The following is a 17,488-nucleotide window of genomic DNA, read 5'->3' as shown; positions in this document are numbered from 1 at the left end:
CGCGACCACCCACCGGACTGGAGGCTCGTGGCGAGCCCGCCCCGAGCCTCCAGTCCGACTCCCGTTCCGATCCATCACTTCCGGAAGAACGCAATGACTCTCACCGACCCGGTCCACGCCACGGGCAAGGCCATCCCGCTGATCCGTGCGGTCAGCGCCATCAACTGGAACCGCATCCCGGACGAGAAGGACGTCGAGGTCTGGAACCGCCTCGTCAACAACTTCTGGCTCCCCGAGAAGGTGCCGCTGTCGAACGACGTGCAGTCGTGGAACACGCTCACCCCCGAAGAACAGCAGCTCACCATGCGCGTGTTCACGGGTCTGACGCTCCTCGACACGATCCAGGGCACCGTCGGCGCCATCAGCCTGATCCCCGACGCGATCACCCCGCACGAGGAAGCCGTCTACACGAACATCGCGTTCATGGAGTCGGTGCACGCCAAGAGCTACTCGTCGATCTTCTCGACCTTGGCGTCGACGCCCGAGATCGACGATGCCTTCCGCTGGTCGACCGAGAACGCGAACCTGCAGAAGAAGGCGCAGATCGTCCTCGACTACTACACCGGTGACGACCCCCTGAAGCGCAAGGTCGCGTCGACGCTGCTCGAGTCGTTCCTGTTCTACTCCGGCTTCTACCTGCCGATGTACTGGTCCTCGCGCGCGAAGCTCACCAACACCGCTGACCTGATCCGCCTGATCATCCGCGACGAAGCCGTCCACGGGTACTACATCGGGTACAAGTTCCAGAAGGGGCTCGAGGGCGCCTCGGAAGAGCGCAAGCAGGAGATCAAGGACTACACGTTCAGCCTGCTGTTCGAGCTGTACGAGAACGAGGTGCAGTACACGCAGGACCTCTACGACCAGGTCGGGCTGACCGAGGACGTCAAGAAGTTCCTGCACTACAACGCCAACAAGGCGCTGATGAACCTGGGCTACGAGCCGATGTTCCCCAAGGAGACGACGGACGTGAACCCGGCGATCCTGTCGGCGCTGTCGCCCAACGCGGACGAGAACCACGACTTCTTCTCGGGGTCGGGCTCGTCGTACGTCATCGGCAAGGCGGAGAGCACTGAGGACGAGGACTGGGACTTCTGATCCTGGTCTGATCCATGGGGACGCCCCGCTGGCTTCGGCCGGCGGGGCGTTCTTCGTTCCGTCGCACCGACGCGGAGGTGGCCGGATAGCGTCCCTTGATCGAGATTCACCTCGGACGGCCTATGTGAGACGCCACGACTGCACGAAGGGCAGTGTTGTGAGCAGCTCCGCTCAGTGTCGCCCTTCAAGCTTCTCTCCCTGTCGTCCCGCGTCACGAAGCGGACCGGTTCTCGAGGTGCGGAAGATCGTCGGTGCGGGCATGGGGTGGTGGGTGCATACTGGTGGTGTCTTCGGACCCGGCAGTGGGGCTTGCCGGACCCAACCTCGACACTCGTCGACAACAGTCCCTATCTCAGCTGGTTGCGCTTCTGTGCGCCTGAGGTAGGGAGATGTCATGGTCGAGTCGAGCACTGCCGGTGTTGTCGTGGTCGGTGTGCAGTCCGGGCAGGGGCACGACGTCGTCGGTGTCGCGGCTGCCGTCGCTGAACGCTTCAGCGCCCGCCTGGTGTGTGTGGTCGTCGATCCGGCGCTGCTGTCAGCGGGGGTGCGTGCGGACGGGTCGGAGATCATCGAACCGATCGACCCGGACACGGCGGACAGCGACCCGCAGCAGCTCCCCGACGAAGACATGCGGGTCATCAGAGATCTTGCTGCGGCGCGATCGGTCGACGTGGACTTCGTCTCCCGCGTCGGGGACCCGAGTCACGCACTCGCTGCGGTGGCTGAGGAACGTGACGCGGTGATGATCGTCGTCGGATCCCAGGCTGGCCGACGCCGGATAGCGGAACTGCTCACCGGGTCCGTCGCCGCGCACCTGACGCATCAGCAGCACCGGCCGATACTGGTCGTCCCGCACGACCCGGTCGGCGCCACCGTCCTCCTCCCGTCGGAAGCCCCGTGACGGGCATGCTGACGCTCCTGCGGCATGGGGAGAGCACCGCGAACGAAGCCGGCACCTTCACCGGGCTCCTCGACGTCCCGCTCACGCACCGCGGCGAACGGCAAGCATCCGCAGCCGGACAGCTCCTCCGGTCGAACCACATCACGCCGGACGTCGTGGTCACCTCCACATTGCGCCGTGCCGTCCGCACCGCCGAACTGGTCTGCGACGCCCTCGGGACACAGCTGCCCACGGAAGCGGTGTGGCAGCTCAACGAACGCAACTACGGTGCCCTGACCGGGATGACGAAGACCGACGCCCGTCGGATGCTCGGTGACGACGAGTACGTGCGGCTCCGCAGGTCCCGTACCGGCACACCGCCACCGATGTCGCTGCACCTGTGGGAGGAACTGCGGTCGAGCTCCGCGCTGCGCGGCCTGCCCGACGGCGCCCTCCGACGCACCGAGGCACTCTCGGACGTCATCAAGCGGGTCCGCCCCGTCTTGCACGACCGGCTCCTGCCGATGGTGCGGTCAGGGCGGAGCGTCCTCGTCGTCGCGCACGGGAACTCGCTCCGCGCACTCTGCGCATGCATCGACGACCTCACCGACCCGGAGCTCGAGCAGCTCAACCTGCCGACCGGGCAACCCGTGCAGTACCACCTCGCCCCGACGGGTGCTCTCGTCCCGCGGGGTGGGGCGTTCCTGGATCCGGTAGCAGCACAGCACGCCGCGGCGCTGGTCGCGGCAGAAGGCGGAACATGACCACCCGAACGGACACCCCGATGCCCGACGACCAGCTCCCTCCCGACCCGGACGTCGACGTCTCCGACCCGGCAACGACCATGCGGCCGGTGCATCTGCGGTGGCGGTACGTCGGCCTCGTCGCCGTCGGTGGGGCCGGCGGTACTGCCCTCCGCGACGTCATCAGTAGCGTGCTCCCTGCCGATGGCGGGGTGAGTTGGTCGATCTTCTGGATCAACATCACCGGGGCGCTGGCCCTCGGTGTGCTGTTGGAAGCGCTCGCGCACCGTGGGCCCGATGCCGGTCGCCGGAGGGTGCTGCGGCTGCTCCTCGGGACAGGGGTCCTCGGCGGGTTCACCACCTACAGCACCCTCGCCGAGTCCACCGCCGCCCTGTTCCTCGACGGCCACGGCCTCGCTGGCACCGGCTACGCGCTCCTCACTGTCCTATCCGGCGCGATCGCGACCGCCTGCGGTCTCGTCGTCGCCGGCTGGTTCCGTCCCCGAACGGAGGAAGCATGAACGCCGCCCTCATCGTCGTCGTCGCCCTCGGTGGCGGTGCCGGCGCTGCCGGTCGGTTCCTCCTCGACGGGCTGATCAACACCGGCCGGGAGTTCCGGCTCCCCGTCGGCACGCTGACGATCAACATCACCGGGTCGCTGCTGCTGGGGATCATCGTCGGCGCCGCCACGCACCTCGGCGCGGTGCCGGTCGCGGTCCTCGGCACCGGGGTGATGGGCGGCTACACCACGTTCAGCACCGCCAGCTTCGAAACCGTCCGCCTCGCCCGCAGCGGACGGATCACCGCCGCCGCGATCAACGGTCTCGGAATGCTCGTCGTCTCCGTCGCCGCCGCGACCGCCGGCATCCTCCTCGGCGGCACCCTGTGACCACCCCACTCACTGACCACACACCCGCTCCAGCACCGGAGGTACCCATGCTGTTCGACGTCACGATCGAGATTCCCCGCGGCAGCGGCAACAAGTACGAGGTCGACCACACCACCGGCCGGATCCGGCTCGACCGGGCGGTGTTCACCAGCATGGTGTTCCCCCAGGACTACGGCTCCATCGACAACACCCTCGGCGATGACGGCGACCCCCTCGACGCCCTGGTGCTCCTGCCCCGTCCCACGTTCCCCGGCGTCGTCATCACGGTCCGGCCGGTCGGGATGCTGCGCATGGTCGACGAGAACGGCGGCGACGACAAGATCCTCACCGTTCCCGCTGGCGACGACCGCTTCGCGCAGCTGCGGGACATCACCGATGTGCCGGAACACACGCTGGCGGAGATCGAGCACTTCTTCGCCCACTACAAGGAGATCGAGCACGGCAAGCACGTCACCACCAACGGGTGGGCCGACCGTGCTGCTGCCGAAGCCGTCATCCGCACCGCACAGAACGCCCACACCCGACACCCGTGACCCACGGGTCCACAGACTGCCGCGGGGAGGCACTGGCGCAGAGTGATCGCCAGCAGGTCGTCCCTCCGCCTCCCCGCGGCTTCCCCTTCCAACCACAGACCAGCTCGACGCATGACCCGAACCGAACCGAAGGAGCGTCACCATGAACGACTACATCAGCGGCATCCACCACCACGGAGCCCATCAGGGTGAGTACGTCACCCACCACGACCACCCCGTCACCATCGACGCCGTCCACGGCGCCCGCATCCTCGACTCCCGCGGCTACCCGACCGTCCGCGTGTCCCTCGAGCTCGACGACGGCCGCACCGTCACCGGGGACGCCCCCGCGGGCGCATCCACCGGCGCCCACGAAGCCGTCGAGCTCCGCGACGGCGGTTCCGCGTTCGGCGGCCGCGACGTCACCCAGGCGCTCCACCTGATCGACACCGACATCTCAGGGCTCCTCACCGGCCGGTCGTGGTCGGCGATCGGGCAGGTCGACGCCGCCCTTGCCGAACTCGACGGCACCACCGGGTACCGCCGGCTCGGCGCGAACAGCGTTGTCGCCACCTCAATCGCCGCATCCAGGGCCCTCGCCCATGCCGCGGACCTCCCGCTCTGGCAGTGGATCGCTGAGATCACCGGCTCGACGCCGCGGATGCCGGTCCCGCACTTCAACGTCCTCAACGGCGGCGCGCACGCAGCGAACGAGCTGGACTTCCAGGAGTTCATGATCGCTCCCGTCAACGCAGGCTCGATGGCAGACGCCGTCCGAATCGGCGCAGACGTGTACCACGCTCTCGCGGCGCTGGTTCGGGACCGGTTCGGCAGCCTCGGCCTCGGCGACGAGGGCGGTTTCGCACCGTCGATCGCTGCGCCCGAGGAAGCGCTCGACCTGCTCGTCGACGCGATCCGGCCGCGAACGAGTTCTCCCAGGGCGACGGCTCCTACCGGGTGCTCAACGACAGCCTCGACCGGGACGGGCTGGTCGACTACTACCGGCACCTCATCGACACGTATCCGATCCGGAGCATCGAAGACGGGTTCGCGGAAGACGACCATGAGGGGTTCCGCCGCATGCAAGCGGCGCTCGGCGACCGGATCCAGATCGTCGGCGACGACCTCTACGTCACCGACCCACAGCGGATCCGCGACGGCGGCGAGCAGCAGCTGACGAACGCGGCACTGATCAAGCCGAACCAGATCGGGACCGTCTCCCAGACCCTCGGCGCGATCGCCACCGCCAAGAGCATCGGGATGGCCAGCATGGTCTCCCACCGTTCTGGGGAGACCACGGACACGTTCATCGCGGACCTCGTTGTCGGGACCGGCACCGGGCAGATCAAGTCCGGCGCACCCGGCCGCGGGGAACGCGTCGCGAAGTACAACCGGCTCACCGAGATCGCCGAGCAGCACCCGGAGCTGCCCTACGGACTGATCTGACCACCGGTACTCGAGCTGCGAGCAGTGTCCAGGAACGCCGTCACAGCGGGCCCCGGGCGGCCTGACCAGATCGCTCGCAGCGGCCGGATCAGTGGCGGGCCGAGCAGTAGCGCCCGGACGAGGGCACCGTCTTCGAGGTCAGTGTCGACGGTGCGGAGACTCATCACCGCGGGCGCGATGCCCGCTCGAGCGTTGGCGCGGATGATGCCAGTCGTTTCCAGCACTGCAGCCGGCGGGACCAGGGTCAGACCCGCGTCGTCGAGCCACGCTTCGACCGTGGAGCGGGTGCCGGACCCTTCCTCACGGAGCAGCAGGGGCGTCTCCGCGAGGTCATCCGAGGTGATGGCCGAAGCGCTTGCCCAAGGATGGTGCGGGGCGACGACGACCACGAGTTCGTCCTCATCGACCACCAACGATGAGAGGCCAATCGGCGCAGCAGGAGTCTCCGTGAACCCGACGTCGGCAGCGCCGGAACGGACGAGGTCGGTCACGTCGGCGGAGTTCCCCGCGATCAAACGCACCGACGCATCCGGCGTGGCAGCACGGTGGGTGAGCAGCCATCCGGGCAGCAGGAGTTCGGCGATCGTCTGCGACGCTGCGATCACGAGGGATCCCGCCGGTTCCCGCAGCGCGGCGACGCCTGCTTCAAGCCGCCGGGAGGCCTCCAACACCGGGACGGCGAGACCGAGCACCACCCGGCCGGCGTCGGTCAGCGCGGTCCCGGATGCCGTCCGGTGCGCCAGCGGCTGACCGGTCGCCTGCTCCGCCGCACGCAAGCGCGCAGACACCGCCTGCTGTGTCACCCCCAACACCTCGGCCGCGCGGGTCAACGACCCGGTCTCCGCGACGCGGACGAGGACCTCGAGGGTGTCGAGGTCCAGGATCCGGTCCGTCAACCGCCGCAGTGCCACAAGCAACCATTGTGCCCTGCCAACGAGTCCGCCGTTCCCGAACCACGGGGCACACGCGCACGATGGGTGCATGTCCGCTCACCTCGCCCACGCACCCGCAGCCTCTGAGCACGGTGTGCGCGACCGGCGGCTGTTCCGGGAGCTGGAGCGGCCCGGCCTGATCGTGTCGAACCTGACCCCGAACTGGTTCGCGTCGATCATGGGGACCGGGATCGTCGCCGTCGCGGCCGCGTCGTTACCGCTGCAGTTCCCCGGTCTGCGCACGGCGGCGACGGTCGTCTGGGCGATCGCGGCGGTCCTGCTCGTCGCCCTCACCATCGCGACGGTCCTGCACTGGGTCCGCTACCGGAGCACCGCAGCGAAGCACCACCTCAACCCGGTGATTTCCCACTTCTACGGCGCACCGCCCATGGCGTTCCTCACCGTCGGCGCCGGCACGATCCTCCTCGGCAAGGACTGGATCGGCCTCCCCGCCGCCGTCACCGTCGACTGGGTCCTCTGGACCATCGGCACCATCGGCGGCCTGCTCACCGCGGTCCTGGTGCCGTACCTGGCGTTCACCCGCCACGAGAACACGCCCGAATCCGCGTTCGGCGGCTGGCTGATGCCGATCGTCCCGCCGATGGTGTCCGCCTCGACCGGTGCGCTCCTCCTGCCGTATGCCCCCGACGGGCAGGCACGGGAGACCCTGCTGTGGTCCTGCTACGGCTTCTTCGGCCTCAGCCTCATCACGTCCCTGGTCGTCATTACGCTGATCTGGAACCGTCTCGCGCAACACAAGGTCGGTGCCGCCGGTATGGTGCCGACCCTGTGGATCGTCCTCGGACCGGTCGGACAGTCCATCACCGCGGTAAACCTCCTCGCATCGAACGCCCCCGCCGTCGTCGACGCGTCGACCGCCCACGCACTGCTGGTCGTGGCGCTGGTGTACGGGTTCGCGATGCTCGGCTTCGCGCTGCTGTGGACCGTCATCGCCCTCGCCATCACCATCCGCACCGCCCGCGAACACCTGCCGTTCAGCCTGACCTGGTGGTCATTCACGTTCCCCGTCGGCACCTGCGTCACCGGCCTGAACGGCCTGGCCCTGCACTCCGGACTCACCGTCGTCGCCGTCCTCGCAGTCGTCTACTACGTGGGCCTCGTCGCCGCGTGGATCACCGTTGCCGTCCGCACCTTCCACGGCTCCGTCATCCGCGGCACACTCCTCGCACCACCACAGCCGGCATGAGCACCCCCGACGAACTCGCGGACGAGGTCGCGGACGTTCGATCCCTGAACGCCCTCGCCGAGGCATGGCGCACCGCACCCGACGGTTCACGGCGGTTCGTCCCGAACTTCGACCCGAGATCCGGCGGCACATCCAGCCGCGTCCTGGTCCTCATGCAGTCGCCCGGCCCCCAGACGATCGCCGCAGCGCACACGGCGATCTGCAGCGAGGACAACCCGGGCCCGACCGCGGCCGCGTTCCGCGCAGCCCGCATCGAGTCCGGACTCGCACGCAACGACTACCTCCGCTGGAACCTCATCCCGTGGGAGATTCTCGGCCGCGTCCGACCTGTGGACATCGACGAGGGGCGACACGCCCTCGAAACTCTGCTCAAGGTGCTCCCCGTGCTCGATGCCATCGTCACGTACGGTACCGCCGCCCTCGACGGAGTCATGCGGCACCTCACCCTGGACGAGCACCCCCGACTCGTACCCGTCATCGCGGCACCACACCCCTCTCCGGCCAACGGCCGCCATCGCGCGGAACAACAACGACGTTCCGTCCGAGCGCTCCGGCTCGCGGCGCTGACTCACCGGCTGTAGCAAATACGAACGACTCCGCTACAACTGCCCGTGCCGACGGTTCGGCAGCGTGTGAGGCGGCGTGTCTTGTAACGGAACCCAATCCCGGAATCTACGTGCCGCCACTACCCCTCCTGGTCGAGTTTCGCTACGTTCTCTCCATGGGTCACCTCCTCGGGTACGCGCGCGTGTCCACCACCGACCAGGACGCGTCGCTACAGATCGACGCGCTGGGCGCCGCCGGCTGCTACCGCGTGTTCGTCGACACCATGTCCGGGTCGCTGCAACACCGGCCCGAGCTCGACAAGCTCCTCGACCAGCTCCGCCCCGGCGACACTCTCGTCGTCTGGCGACTCGACCGGCTCGGTCGATCCATCCGGCACCTCATCGACCAGCTGCACGCACTCGCCGAACGCGGCATCGGGTTCCGGTCGCTGCAGGAGACCATTGACACCACCTCACCCGGTGGCCGGCTTGTGTTCCACGTCTTCGCTGCGCTGGCGGAGTTCGAACGGGACCTCATCAAGGAACGCACCAACGCCGGCCTCGCCGCCGCCCGAGCCCGCGGCAGAACCGGCGGCCGACCATCTCGGCTCTCCGCGGACCAGGTGCGCACCGCACGCCGGCTCTACGAACAGCAGGACATGACCGTCGCGCAGATCGGCGATGTCCTCGGCGTCAGCCGCACCACCATCTACCGGACGCTCGCGAAGCACGCCGAACCCGTCGCCCGCCGACGCGCAAAGCCCTCACCGACGATGTAGCCGGTCATGGACGCGAGCGAGCGGTGGCGAATCCTTCGACTGCACGTCGAGGACGCAATCCCGCTTGCCACTCTGGCCCGCAGCACGGGCGTCACCGAGCGCACCCTGCAACGCTGGCTCGCCCGCTACCGGACAGGCGGATACGCCGCCCTCGCCGACGACGCTCGCGCCGACCATGGCGTCCGACGCACAGCACCGGAACTCGTCCGCCTGGTCGAAGGGCTTGCGCTCACCAAGCCGCGGCCGTCGATCGCCACCATTCACCGTCAGGTTGGCGTCCACTGCGCTGAACGGGGACTGCCGTCGCCGTCGTACTCCGCCGTGCGGTCGATCGTGAACGGGCTCGATCCCGGAATGGTGACGCTCGCACTCGAGGGGCCAGCGTCATACCGTGACAAACACGAGCTGCTGCTCCGACGTCGCGCGGACCGCCCGAACGCGATCTGGCAGGCGGACCACACGATGCTTGACCTGCTCATCGTCGGGCCCGACGGCAAGCCCGCACGGCCGTGGTTGACGGTGATCCTCGACGACTACTCCCGCGCGATCTGCGGGTACATGGTGTTCCTCGGTGCCCCGTCAGCGGCGAACACCGCGCTCGCGCTGCGCCAAGCGATCTGGCACAAGCCGGAACCGGACTGGCCCGTCTGCGGGATCCCGGACGTGCTCTACACGGACCACGGGTCCGACTTCACCAGCCATCGTCTCGGCGACACCGCCGCTGTGCTGCACCTCCGCATCATCCACTCGCAGGTCGCCCGGCCCCAGGGGCGCGGGAAGATCGAGCGGTTCTTCGGCACGATCAACACCGAACTGCTCCCAACGCTCCCCGGCCATTTCGCAGCCGGATCCTCGGCGCCGACGCCGGCGCTGGATCTCGGCGGCGTCGACAGTGCCATCAGCACGTTCATCCGCAGCTACAACGCCCGCACCCACCGCGAGCTCCGGACGAGCCCACTGCACGCGTGGATTGCAGACGGGTGGCTGCCACGGCTCCCGAAGTCCCTTGAACAGCTCGACGGGTTCCTGCTCACCGTCCCCACGACGCGGGTCGTGCAGCGCGATGGCATCCACTTCGAGGGCCTCCGCTACACCGCGGCCACTCTCGCGCCGTTCGTCGGTAGCACCGTGAGTGTCCGGTACGACCCACGCGACGTCACCGAGATCCGCGTCTTCCACCGCGACGTGTTCCTCTGCACCGCGATCAGCACCGAGCACCAGACCGAGACGATCAGCCTCAAGCAGATCCAAGCCGCCAGGAACGCTCACCGCCGGGCTTTACGCGGGCAGATCCACGAACGCATCGCGATCGTCAGTCCCAAACTCGACGACACCACCACACCGGCAGCCGTCGAGACGGATCGGCCGCGACTGAAGACCTACGAGGAGGACCGGTCATGACGAGCCAGTTCATCGTCACCAAGGAGCACCGCCGGTTCGCAGAGTTTGCCGACGCGGTCCGGAAGCAGAACACCATCGGCGTCTGCTTCGGGCCCGCCGGCGTCGGCAAGACCCTCTCAGCGCGCCGCTACGCGCACTGGGACAGCATCGGCCCGTTCATCGCCAGGTGGGCCGCACGCAGTGAAGACGACACCAAGATCTATGCCGCGGCCCACCGCGCCCGGACCGTCTTCTACACGCCCGAGGTCTCCGCGACGATGCGCGCCCTGCAAGAGGACCTCCGGCACGACATGATCCGCACCGAACGCTGCATCGAGGAACACCTCGTCCTCCACGGCGGCCACGTCGACCACGCGCACGGCCCCAACCCGTCACTGCTCGAGCTGATCATCATCGATGAGTCCGAACGCCTCACCGGCAACGCCATCGAGTGGCTCCGCGACCAGTACGACCGAACAGGCATCGCGATGATCCTGATCGGCATGCCCGGCATCGAGAAGCAGTTCACTCACTACCCACAGCTCTACAGCCGACTCGGGTTCGCCCACCAGTACCGCCCCCTCGGCCACGACGAGCTGCTGTTCGTCCTCGAACGTCAATGGCGCAAGCTCGGCAAGACCCTCGACCCCGACGACTTCACTGACGCGCAAGCCATCGCCGCCGTCGAACGCATCACCCGCGGCAACTTCCGTCTCCTCGAACGTCTCCTCCCACAGATTCAACGTGTCCTGAAGATCAACGAGCTCGACGTCATCACCAACGACGTCGTCGAAGCCGCCCGCAGCACCCTCGTCATCGGCACCACCTAACCCGACACGGAACGCAGCGAAAACCGCGACACAGAGCGAAGCTGCTCACAGGGCAGTGTGGCTGGAGCGGCTCGTTGTACGACCGGCTATCGGACGGTTTGAGGCTAGTCGGCGTGCTTCTGGTCGTCCTCGATCTCCGCTGCGGCCCTCTGGACCGCCGCCGCCCGTTCAGCGACGTGATCCCGAAGTGGTGACGTCGAATCGGGGTCGACACCGAGCTCGAGAAGCCGCTCCCGTGCCGACTCGTCGCCGTGCAGGTAGTCAGCCAGCAGGCCGTTGATTGTAGCTACCAATCCGAGACTTGGCTTCGCGAGTTCGGCTGCTAGGCCTGGCGAGATAGCGTGCTCACGAATGAACCGAGAGCGTTGGGACCGCGCATCTGTGCCAAGTCGGAGGTCCCGACGGGCCTGCTCGGCGATTCGGGCTTCGAACGCCTCGAGTTCGCTGAGCGGTCGGGGTGTGTCCCGCTGATCGACGAGGTTTCGGAGCAGCCCACGCATCTCTTTGACGGCGCTCTCCATGTCGAAGGGGCGTTCGGTTTCTACCGCCACGGCCGGGGTAGGGACTGCGTCAAGTTCCTTAGCGATGTCTGGCCATTCGCGGCGGGCTGCCGACTCGATGATCGGCCAGGTAGTGGCGACGTCGCGTGCTTCATGAATCGACTTGATCAGCCTGACGAACCCGTCCTCGTTCAGATCAACAGCGTTGAACCCATTCAGTGGCGACGGCAGGTCTTCCTTACTCAGCCCCACCGCGACCGGAACGACACGTGATCGCGGTGCCTGGTTGCCGAGCGCGCCCGCTTCAAAGCTCAGCCACGGCTTGTCGAGGTTGTCCGGAGTGACACAAATGATTCCGAACGTGGCCTCTCGGAGCTTGTCACTGATCTCCTGGAACCACTGCACACCGGACGCGATGTCTTTGTCGGACATGAACGTCGGCAGCCCTTGAATCACGTACTCAAGGTGGCTCGCGAACACATGTGCAACCGCCTTGCTGCGCTCGCCCGACCAGCTGATGAAGACCGTCATAGGTGAAGGCTAGATGACGTCGTCGCTGCTCCACGTCGAATCTCATACACCGTCATTCCGACTCAGGAACGAGCTGAGGTGCCCTGCAGCTGATTCCGGACTGAAGGACCGCGCGGATAGTGTGACTGCATGATCCGGTTGCAGGACGTCACGTACCTGGTGCAGGACCTGGATGACGCGGTCCGGTTCTTCTCGGCGGGCCTCGGCTTCACGGTCCGCCAAGACGAGACCTACGAAGGCGGTTGGCGTCGAGTCGTGGTCGGGCCGCCAGAGGGCGGCACCGGGTTTGTTCTGGTGTTGGCTGCTGCAGACGTGGTCGGTCAGCAGGCCGGAGGTGACGTCGCCTTCTTCCTCGAAACCGACGACTTTGCGGCAGCCCACGAGCGGCTCGTGGCCGCTGGAGTTCGGTTCCGCGAGCTGCCCCGCCGGGAGCCGTACGGCACTGTCGCGGTCTTCGAGGACCCCGCCGGCATGCCATGGGACCTCATCCAGCCACCGGCCAGCGTTCGGTAGCCGACCGGCTATCGGACAGCCTTCCAGCGGAAATCGCTGTTCTCGGTTCAGCCCTTCCGACGCATCGGACGAGTCAGCTCGCACATCACACATGCGAGGATCGATCACGTGCCCGCCAACCGACTCCTCGAACTCGATCCGCTTCCGCTCGCGTTGACGACTCACCCGGAAACCGCCGGAGCCGCTCGACGTCTTGTGGGTGCCCACGACAGTGTCCAGGGGTTGTTCGCCACGCTGCAGGCCGCGCGCCAGCAGAAGATCCTTCGCGGGGTTTCGGTGCGGCGGCTAGAACACGGAGAAGTAGACCTGCTTCGGGCGGCCATCGTTTTCGCGGGCGCGGGGCTCGACGCCGTTCTAAAACAGCTAGTCCGGGATGCCCTGACCGCTCTCCTGGAGTCGCACCCTGCAACAAAGACATCGCTCAATCGGTTCGTCGCCGAGATGGTGCGAGGAGAGCCCAAGAGGGCACAGCGGATCCTCGGAGCGCCGAGCGCGGACACTGCTCTACGCGTCGAATACGTAGACTCGATAACGAAGGGCAGCCTGCAGACGGAGAAGGACCTGCGCGCGGTGCGGAACGCGCTCGGCATCGCACCCTCAGGTGCCTTTACAGACGCGAATCTCGCAACCTTTGCCGACTTCTTCATCGCGCGGAACGAGATCGTCCACGAGCTCGATCTCCAGGCGTCCGGTCCGGGGATCCCAACCAGACGAGCACGCAAGATGAGCCCGGTGCGCGACCTCGCGAACGAGGCGATCAGCATCACCGCCCAGTTCGTTGTCGCCACGGACGCTCTTCTGTGACATTCCTCTAAAGGGCATCCTTCCTCAAGCGCCGTCTCGAGAGCGGATCGGCCTCCGGACACGTCATCCGACGGGAACTCGCCCTATTGGTTCTCCCATCGCAGGGGCGACACGAACCGTGGCCCTTCCGTTGCCGGCGGTGTGGAAGCAGTCGATTAGGGGTGCGCGTGGCGCTGTTCAACCGCTCACTTGATCTTGCGTAGGACTTCGAGAGCTGCAGACACGGCGGCAGGGCCGGAGTCTACGAGCCACTCCGAGGGCTTCACTCCGGCCAGCCGCGCCAGCAACACCATGAACACGGAGATGCTGCCGGCGAAAGAAACGGCCAGTCCGGCGACGGTGAACCACACAGCCGTCTGATTCTGATCGCCCGGCTGTGAGGCAAGAACGCCGGCCTCCGCGATTGATGCGAAAAGGACAACTGCTGTCGTCACGACAAGGGCCACGAAGGGTTTGCCTCCGGCCGACTCCCAGAAGGCTGCTCGCTTCTGTGCTCGAGCCATGGCAATTCCTAGAGCAGCGAGCTCCCGATCGCGCTGGACCTCGATGAACTTGCGCTCTTCGAGCTCATTGGGCAACTCCTTGAGCGTTTCCTGGGCCAGCTTCACCGCTTCAACGCGCCGCCGGGGACCGCGCTGGGTCACAACTATGTAGGTCGCCCGCACGAGAGCCACGACGGCGCCGAGTCCAAGCGATCCAAATAAGCCGCGTAGCAGCAGGTCCCCAAGGTCGATCACGTTCGCGATCGTAACGGCTAGTCGAACCAATCCCGAGCTTCCGGGTGGGGGCCCGGAGCCGCAAGTGGCCGAGGGAGCCGGCGAACCGGCACTGTCGGCCCTGCGGGCCCGTTGTTTCGCCGTGAAGCCTTCGGCGGCGTACGGACGTCCAGGCTCCGCGCAAGCGGCAAGCCGCCAACTCCTCTCTCCCGTCCTAGCGGCGACAAGTCGCCTTCCCAGCAAAACAACGAGAGGGAGAGGAAGAGAGTATGCGCGACCAGATTGAGACGCTGACCCGGGTTGTCAGCAAGGCCGACGACGCCGCCGCGCCTCCAAGCAGCACGCGACGACGCTCACCGCCATCCATGGGGACGGCGCAGCTCCTCCGGCGTCCGATCATCGATCGATAACGGGACAACGTGCTTGGGTGAACGCGTGACAACAGCCGTGAGGGGTTCCACGCTCGTCGACGTGGTGCTGCGGGATGTGCCCAGCGTCGTGAGGGCTGCCGTGGCGCGGATTCCGCGCGCATCCGTCTCCGAGCTCGACGACGAGGGGGCGACAATCACGCAACGCTCGGGCGTCTTGATTCCTCGCGTCGAGGTCATCTCGCTCGCGTTCCGCCGGACACCGCATGGGGACTCTGAGGTCGTGATCGTCAGGGCTCGGCGGGGTGGCCTGTCCGCGCCCGACCCGGTTCTGTCGGAGTTCGAGCGGTCCCTTTTGAGTTCGATTCGCGCGGCGGCGAAGGAGGCCTCGCCGTGAGCTTGTCCGTCCTCCGGTCGCAGAACGGTCACAGCCGCTTGCGGCGGTCTCGGTAGAACCCAGGGCGAGGACAACCGGCAACATCAGCAGAGCCCACAACCAACCATTTGCACCTGCTGCAGACTCGCGCGAAGGCTATGCAGGCTGCCGGAACGAGCGTCGTCCGAAAGCCGATCCTCGACCGGCCCCTACCTCCCGCGCTTCCGCTTGATCCAAGTGCCGAGTCCTTGCGCGAACACGACGACCCCACATACGACGAGCACACCGACCAGCACCGGCGTCGGAATCATGTTCAGAGGCCCCTGGTTCACGCGATCGTCCGGAGCCGTGACCACCGGTCCGACGACGACGCCCATGATGACGAAAACAGCCCCGAGCCCCATCTCGGCGACTGGATGAGGCGAATCGAAGAACTTCGCCATCCGATGCTTTTCCTATCCTCGAACTTCGCGCCGGTGCGAGCGCACGACTGATCGAACCATGCTGTCCCGGTAGCCGATCGGCTAGCGGGACAGCGGAAGCGATGTGCGCCTGACTACGCTCTGAGCATGAGCACGCGGGGGATCGTCTTCTTCGATATCGATGGCACGTTGGTCCCGTCCATGTCGAGCAGCAGCTTCCTCGCCAAGCGCTTCGGACATGCCCTTGCGCTCGACGCCGCCGAGCAGCGGTACGCCGAGGGCGAGCTGACAAACGAGGAAGTCAGCGTCATCGACGCAGAGGGATGGCGGGGAACTCCGACGCGAACCGTTGCCGCATGGCTCGAGGAGCTTCCGCTGATGGCCGGTGTCGACGCTGTGGTTGGCTGGTGTGTCGAGCACGGTGTCGAGCCGGTGCTCGCGTCTCTCGCTTGGCAACCCGTTGCAGAAGCGATCGCGAAACGTCACGGGTTCACCGCGAACGGCGGTCCGCGCATTTACGTCGTTGGGACCGACTACGGCGGCACAGTGGCGGAACACTTCAACGAGCACGACAAGCGGGATCGCGCCCTCCAACTCGCGGCGGCGCGCGGTGTCCCGATCGAGCACTGCTGCGCCATCGGAGACAGTCGGTCTGACATACCCCTATTCGACGCCCTGCCCGCATCGCTCGCTCTGAACGCCGGCGCGATGGCTCGGGCTGCGGCATCCGCTGCCGTTGATACAGAGGACCTGCGCGACATCATCCCCTGGCTCGAGACGTGGAAGGCCGCCCTGCACTGACCTCGGGCGCTGTCCGGCGCGAACGACCGGTAGCCGACCGGGAATGAGATGACGCGAACCAGGTGCCGCAAGCCGATCCTCGCGTCATGACCGCTCTCCTCATCGGGTACGCCCGCGTCTCGACTTACGAACAAGACCTCACCGCTCAACGCATCGCGCTTGAACGGCTCGGCGTCCTCCCGCTCAATATCCACACCGATCACGGCTTGACCGGCACGAACCGTTCGCGGCCCGGTCTTCGCGAAGCGCTCGCGTCCTGCCGTGACGGCGACACGCTGGTGATCGCGAAGCTGGACCGATTGGCCAGGAGCCTCCGTGATGCGAAGGACATCGTCGACGAGCTCACCGCCAAGAACGTCAAGCTCAACATCGGTGGTTCCGTCCACGACCCGAACGATCCCGTTGGTCGGCTGCTGTTCAACGTCCTCGCGATGGTGGCCGAGTTCGAATCAGACCTGATTCGAGCTCGGACGCGCGAAGGGATGCAGGTCGCCAAGGCAAAGGGGCACCTTCGCGGTCGCCAACCCAAACTCAGTGCCGCACAGCAACGACATCTCCTCGAGGTGCACGAAGCCGGCACGCACTCGGTCGCGGAACTAGCCGAACTGTTCGGCATCGGACGGAACCACGACGCTTGACATCTCCACCACCGACTCTTCGCCCCCAAGGGGGGGACGGCTCAAAGCTACGCCGATGGCATAGTTCGGCGTCCGATTGCCGATCGCAGAGCGGGCGGCGCTGATAGCGTCCCCGCATGGTGCAGGCCGAGGATGGTTCCGCTCGATTGAAGCTTGTCGATCTGCTCGCCATCCCGAAACCAAGCACCATCCACCCGACCGCGGTCCGACGCCAGCACCTACGACTCAATAACTCCACCCGGTGGGATCACATCGAGCTCGACACCCCGGATGGTGACACCATCCCATGCATCCTCATCACGCCCCACAAGTACTCCGGCGTCGACGTTATCGCCGTTCACCAACACGCAGGAATGTTCGCGCTCGGCAAGAGCGAGCCCGCCGGCCTCGCCGGTGACCCGAGCCTCGCCTACGGCCTGGCACTCGCGCATGCAGGAGCGCGAGTGGTCCTTCCTGATCTCCTCGGCTTCGAGGAGCGGCAACGTCAATGGTCCGACGACCCCGGAGCGGACGAACGTCTCGACGCGCTCTTCCGAGTGGCAAACGGCAGCAGCTTGCAGGCCAAGCACACCCGCGACATT

Annotated in this window: 22 protein-coding genes and 2 pseudogenes; 19 read left to right on the top strand and 5 right to left on the bottom strand. The window is 66.7% G+C overall.

The window, feature by feature from the left end; all coding sequences use genetic code 11:
* The first annotated feature begins 93 nt into the window (after nucleotides 1–93).
* From nrdF to ACIPJY_RS17575, 8 genes and pseudogenes are all read left to right on the top strand, one after another.
* On the top strand, nucleotides 94–1,095 hold the full coding sequence (gene nrdF / locus ACIPJY_RS17610; protein WP_400467480.1) for a class 1b ribonucleoside-diphosphate reductase subunit beta: 1,002 nt from the start codon (nucleotides 94–96) through the stop codon (nucleotides 1,093–1,095).
* Nucleotides 1,096–1,489: 394 nt separating this feature from the next.
* Nucleotides 1,490–1,996: a universal stress protein gene (locus ACIPJY_RS17605; protein WP_076693227.1), complete on the top strand. Its 507-nt coding sequence runs from the start codon at nucleotides 1,490–1,492 to the stop codon at nucleotides 1,994–1,996.
* Between the two features lie 5 nt (nucleotides 1,997–2,001).
* On the top strand, nucleotides 2,002–2,739 hold the full coding sequence (locus ACIPJY_RS17600) for a 2,3-diphosphoglycerate-dependent phosphoglycerate mutase (RefSeq protein ID WP_063718739.1): 738 nt from the start codon (nucleotides 2,002–2,004) through the stop codon (nucleotides 2,737–2,739).
* The gene (locus ACIPJY_RS17595; RefSeq protein WP_002854165.1) at nucleotides 2,736–3,239 is read left to right on the top strand and encodes a CrcB family protein; all 504 of its coding nucleotides are present in this window, start codon (nucleotides 2,736–2,738) and stop codon (nucleotides 3,237–3,239) included. Before ACIPJY_RS17600 ends, ACIPJY_RS17595 begins: the two co-directional genes overlap by 4 nt.
* Nucleotides 3,236–3,607 (top strand): CrcB family protein, encoded by a 372-nt coding sequence (locus ACIPJY_RS17590; protein ID WP_002854166.1) that lies wholly within the window; start codon nucleotides 3,236–3,238, stop codon nucleotides 3,605–3,607. The genes ACIPJY_RS17595 and ACIPJY_RS17590 overlap by 4 nt, the downstream gene beginning before the upstream one ends.
* A gap of 47 nt (nucleotides 3,608–3,654) precedes the next feature.
* Complete coding sequence (locus ACIPJY_RS17585) at nucleotides 3,655–4,140, top strand: inorganic diphosphatase (RefSeq protein ID WP_002854167.1); 486 nt, start codon at nucleotides 3,655–3,657, stop codon at nucleotides 4,138–4,140.
* A gap of 142 nt (nucleotides 4,141–4,282) precedes the next feature.
* Nucleotides 4,283–4,978 (top strand): annotated as a pseudogene (locus ACIPJY_RS17580) (phosphopyruvate hydratase); the annotation flags it as partial.
* 98 nt (nucleotides 4,979–5,076) lie between these two features.
* Nucleotides 5,077–5,565: a hypothetical protein gene (locus ACIPJY_RS17575; RefSeq protein WP_400467483.1), complete on the top strand. Its 489-nt coding sequence runs from the start codon at nucleotides 5,077–5,079 to the stop codon at nucleotides 5,563–5,565.
* Here the strand turns inward: ACIPJY_RS17575 and ACIPJY_RS17570 are convergent.
* On the bottom strand, nucleotides 5,550–6,476 hold the full coding sequence (locus ACIPJY_RS17570; RefSeq protein ID WP_002854169.1) for a LysR family transcriptional regulator: 927 nt from the start codon (nucleotides 6,474–6,476) through the stop codon (nucleotides 5,550–5,552). The two genes, ACIPJY_RS17575 and ACIPJY_RS17570, sit on opposite strands and share 16 nt — an antisense overlap.
* 70 nt (nucleotides 6,477–6,546) lie before the next feature.
* On the opposite strand from ACIPJY_RS17570, the gene ACIPJY_RS17565 reads away from it, so the two are divergent.
* The 5 genes from ACIPJY_RS17565 (at nucleotide 6,547) to ACIPJY_RS17545 (ending at nucleotide 11,238) form a co-directional block, all read left to right on the top strand.
* On the top strand, nucleotides 6,547–7,704 hold the full coding sequence (locus tag ACIPJY_RS17565; protein ID WP_126890094.1) for a TDT family transporter: 1,158 nt from the start codon (nucleotides 6,547–6,549) through the stop codon (nucleotides 7,702–7,704).
* Nucleotides 7,701–8,285: a uracil-DNA glycosylase family protein gene (locus tag ACIPJY_RS17560; protein ID WP_058749365.1), complete on the top strand. Its 585-nt coding sequence runs from the start codon at nucleotides 7,701–7,703 to the stop codon at nucleotides 8,283–8,285. The genes ACIPJY_RS17565 and ACIPJY_RS17560 overlap by 4 nt, the downstream gene beginning before the upstream one ends.
* A gap of 140 nt (nucleotides 8,286–8,425) precedes the next feature.
* The gene (locus ACIPJY_RS17555; RefSeq protein WP_002857200.1) at nucleotides 8,426–9,028 is read left to right on the top strand and encodes a recombinase family protein; all 603 of its coding nucleotides are present in this window, start codon (nucleotides 8,426–8,428) and stop codon (nucleotides 9,026–9,028) included.
* Nucleotides 9,029–9,034: 6 nt separating this feature from the next.
* A complete protein-coding gene (locus tag ACIPJY_RS17550) occupies nucleotides 9,035–10,429 on the top strand; it encodes a Mu transposase C-terminal domain-containing protein (protein ID WP_126890095.1) in 1,395 nt (464 codons plus the stop codon).
* Nucleotides 10,426–11,238 (top strand): AAA family ATPase, encoded by an 813-nt coding sequence (locus ACIPJY_RS17545; protein ID WP_002857202.1) that lies wholly within the window; start codon nucleotides 10,426–10,428, stop codon nucleotides 11,236–11,238. Before ACIPJY_RS17550 ends, ACIPJY_RS17545 begins: the two co-directional genes overlap by 4 nt.
* Before the next feature lie 104 nt (nucleotides 11,239–11,342).
* Here the strand turns inward: ACIPJY_RS17545 and ACIPJY_RS17540 are convergent, their stop codons facing one another.
* Nucleotides 11,343–12,269: a toll/interleukin-1 receptor domain-containing protein gene (locus tag ACIPJY_RS17540; protein WP_400467487.1), complete on the bottom strand. Its 927-nt coding sequence runs from the start codon at nucleotides 12,267–12,269 to the stop codon at nucleotides 11,343–11,345.
* A gap of 129 nt (nucleotides 12,270–12,398) precedes the next feature.
* On the opposite strand from ACIPJY_RS17540, the gene ACIPJY_RS17535 reads away from it, so the two are divergent.
* The gene (locus tag ACIPJY_RS17535; RefSeq protein WP_400467489.1) at nucleotides 12,399–12,782 is read left to right on the top strand and encodes a VOC family protein; all 384 of its coding nucleotides are present in this window, start codon (nucleotides 12,399–12,401) and stop codon (nucleotides 12,780–12,782) included.
* Between the two features lie 108 nt (nucleotides 12,783–12,890).
* Nucleotides 12,891–13,586 (top strand): hypothetical protein, encoded by a 696-nt coding sequence (locus ACIPJY_RS17530; RefSeq protein WP_400467491.1) that lies wholly within the window; start codon nucleotides 12,891–12,893, stop codon nucleotides 13,584–13,586.
* A 185-nt stretch (nucleotides 13,587–13,771) separates the two neighbouring features.
* Here ACIPJY_RS17530 and ACIPJY_RS17525 read toward each other — a convergent pair whose 3' ends face one another.
* Both ACIPJY_RS17525 and ACIPJY_RS17520 read right to left on the bottom strand, forming a co-directional pair.
* Entirely contained in the window at nucleotides 13,772–14,323 is a 552-nt protein-coding gene (locus tag ACIPJY_RS17525; RefSeq protein ID WP_400467493.1) for a hypothetical protein, read from the bottom strand.
* Between the two features lie 282 nt (nucleotides 14,324–14,605).
* Nucleotides 14,606–14,683 (bottom strand): annotated as a pseudogene (locus tag ACIPJY_RS17520) (hypothetical protein); the annotation flags it as partial.
* A 54-nt stretch (nucleotides 14,684–14,737) separates the two neighbouring features.
* Here ACIPJY_RS17520 and ACIPJY_RS17515 point away from each other — a divergent pair.
* Nucleotides 14,738–15,067, top strand: coding sequence for a hypothetical protein (locus ACIPJY_RS17515; RefSeq protein WP_400467495.1), 330 nt, complete (start codon nucleotides 14,738–14,740; stop codon nucleotides 15,065–15,067).
* A gap of 188 nt (nucleotides 15,068–15,255) precedes the next feature.
* On the opposite strand, the gene ACIPJY_RS17510 is transcribed toward ACIPJY_RS17515, so the two are convergent.
* Nucleotides 15,256–15,489 carry a hypothetical protein gene (locus ACIPJY_RS17510; RefSeq protein WP_400467497.1) on the bottom strand — a complete coding sequence of 78 codons (234 nt, stop codon included), beginning with the start codon at nucleotides 15,487–15,489 and terminating at the stop codon, nucleotides 15,256–15,258.
* Between the two features lie 126 nt (nucleotides 15,490–15,615).
* On the opposite strand from ACIPJY_RS17510, the gene ACIPJY_RS17505 reads away from it, so the two are divergent.
* The 3 genes from ACIPJY_RS17505 to ACIPJY_RS17495 all read left to right on the top strand — a co-directional run.
* Nucleotides 15,616–16,269: an HAD family hydrolase gene (locus ACIPJY_RS17505; RefSeq protein WP_400467499.1), complete on the top strand. Its 654-nt coding sequence runs from the start codon at nucleotides 15,616–15,618 to the stop codon at nucleotides 16,267–16,269.
* An 86-nt stretch (nucleotides 16,270–16,355) separates the two neighbouring features.
* Nucleotides 16,356–16,907: a recombinase family protein gene (locus tag ACIPJY_RS17500; protein ID WP_400467501.1), complete on the top strand. Its 552-nt coding sequence runs from the start codon at nucleotides 16,356–16,358 to the stop codon at nucleotides 16,905–16,907.
* 116 nt (nucleotides 16,908–17,023) lie between these two features.
* A partial coding sequence (locus ACIPJY_RS17495) for a hypothetical protein (protein WP_400468244.1) occupies nucleotides 17,024–17,488 on the top strand: 465 nt, incomplete at its 3' end.

Origin of the sequence: Curtobacterium sp. NPDC090223 (assembly GCF_044746585.1) — a bacterium.
Taxonomy (GTDB): Bacteria; Actinomycetota; Actinomycetes; order Actinomycetales; family Microbacteriaceae; genus Curtobacterium.
Note: the sequence above shows the minus strand (reverse complement) of the source record. Positions and strands in the feature narration are given on the sequence as shown.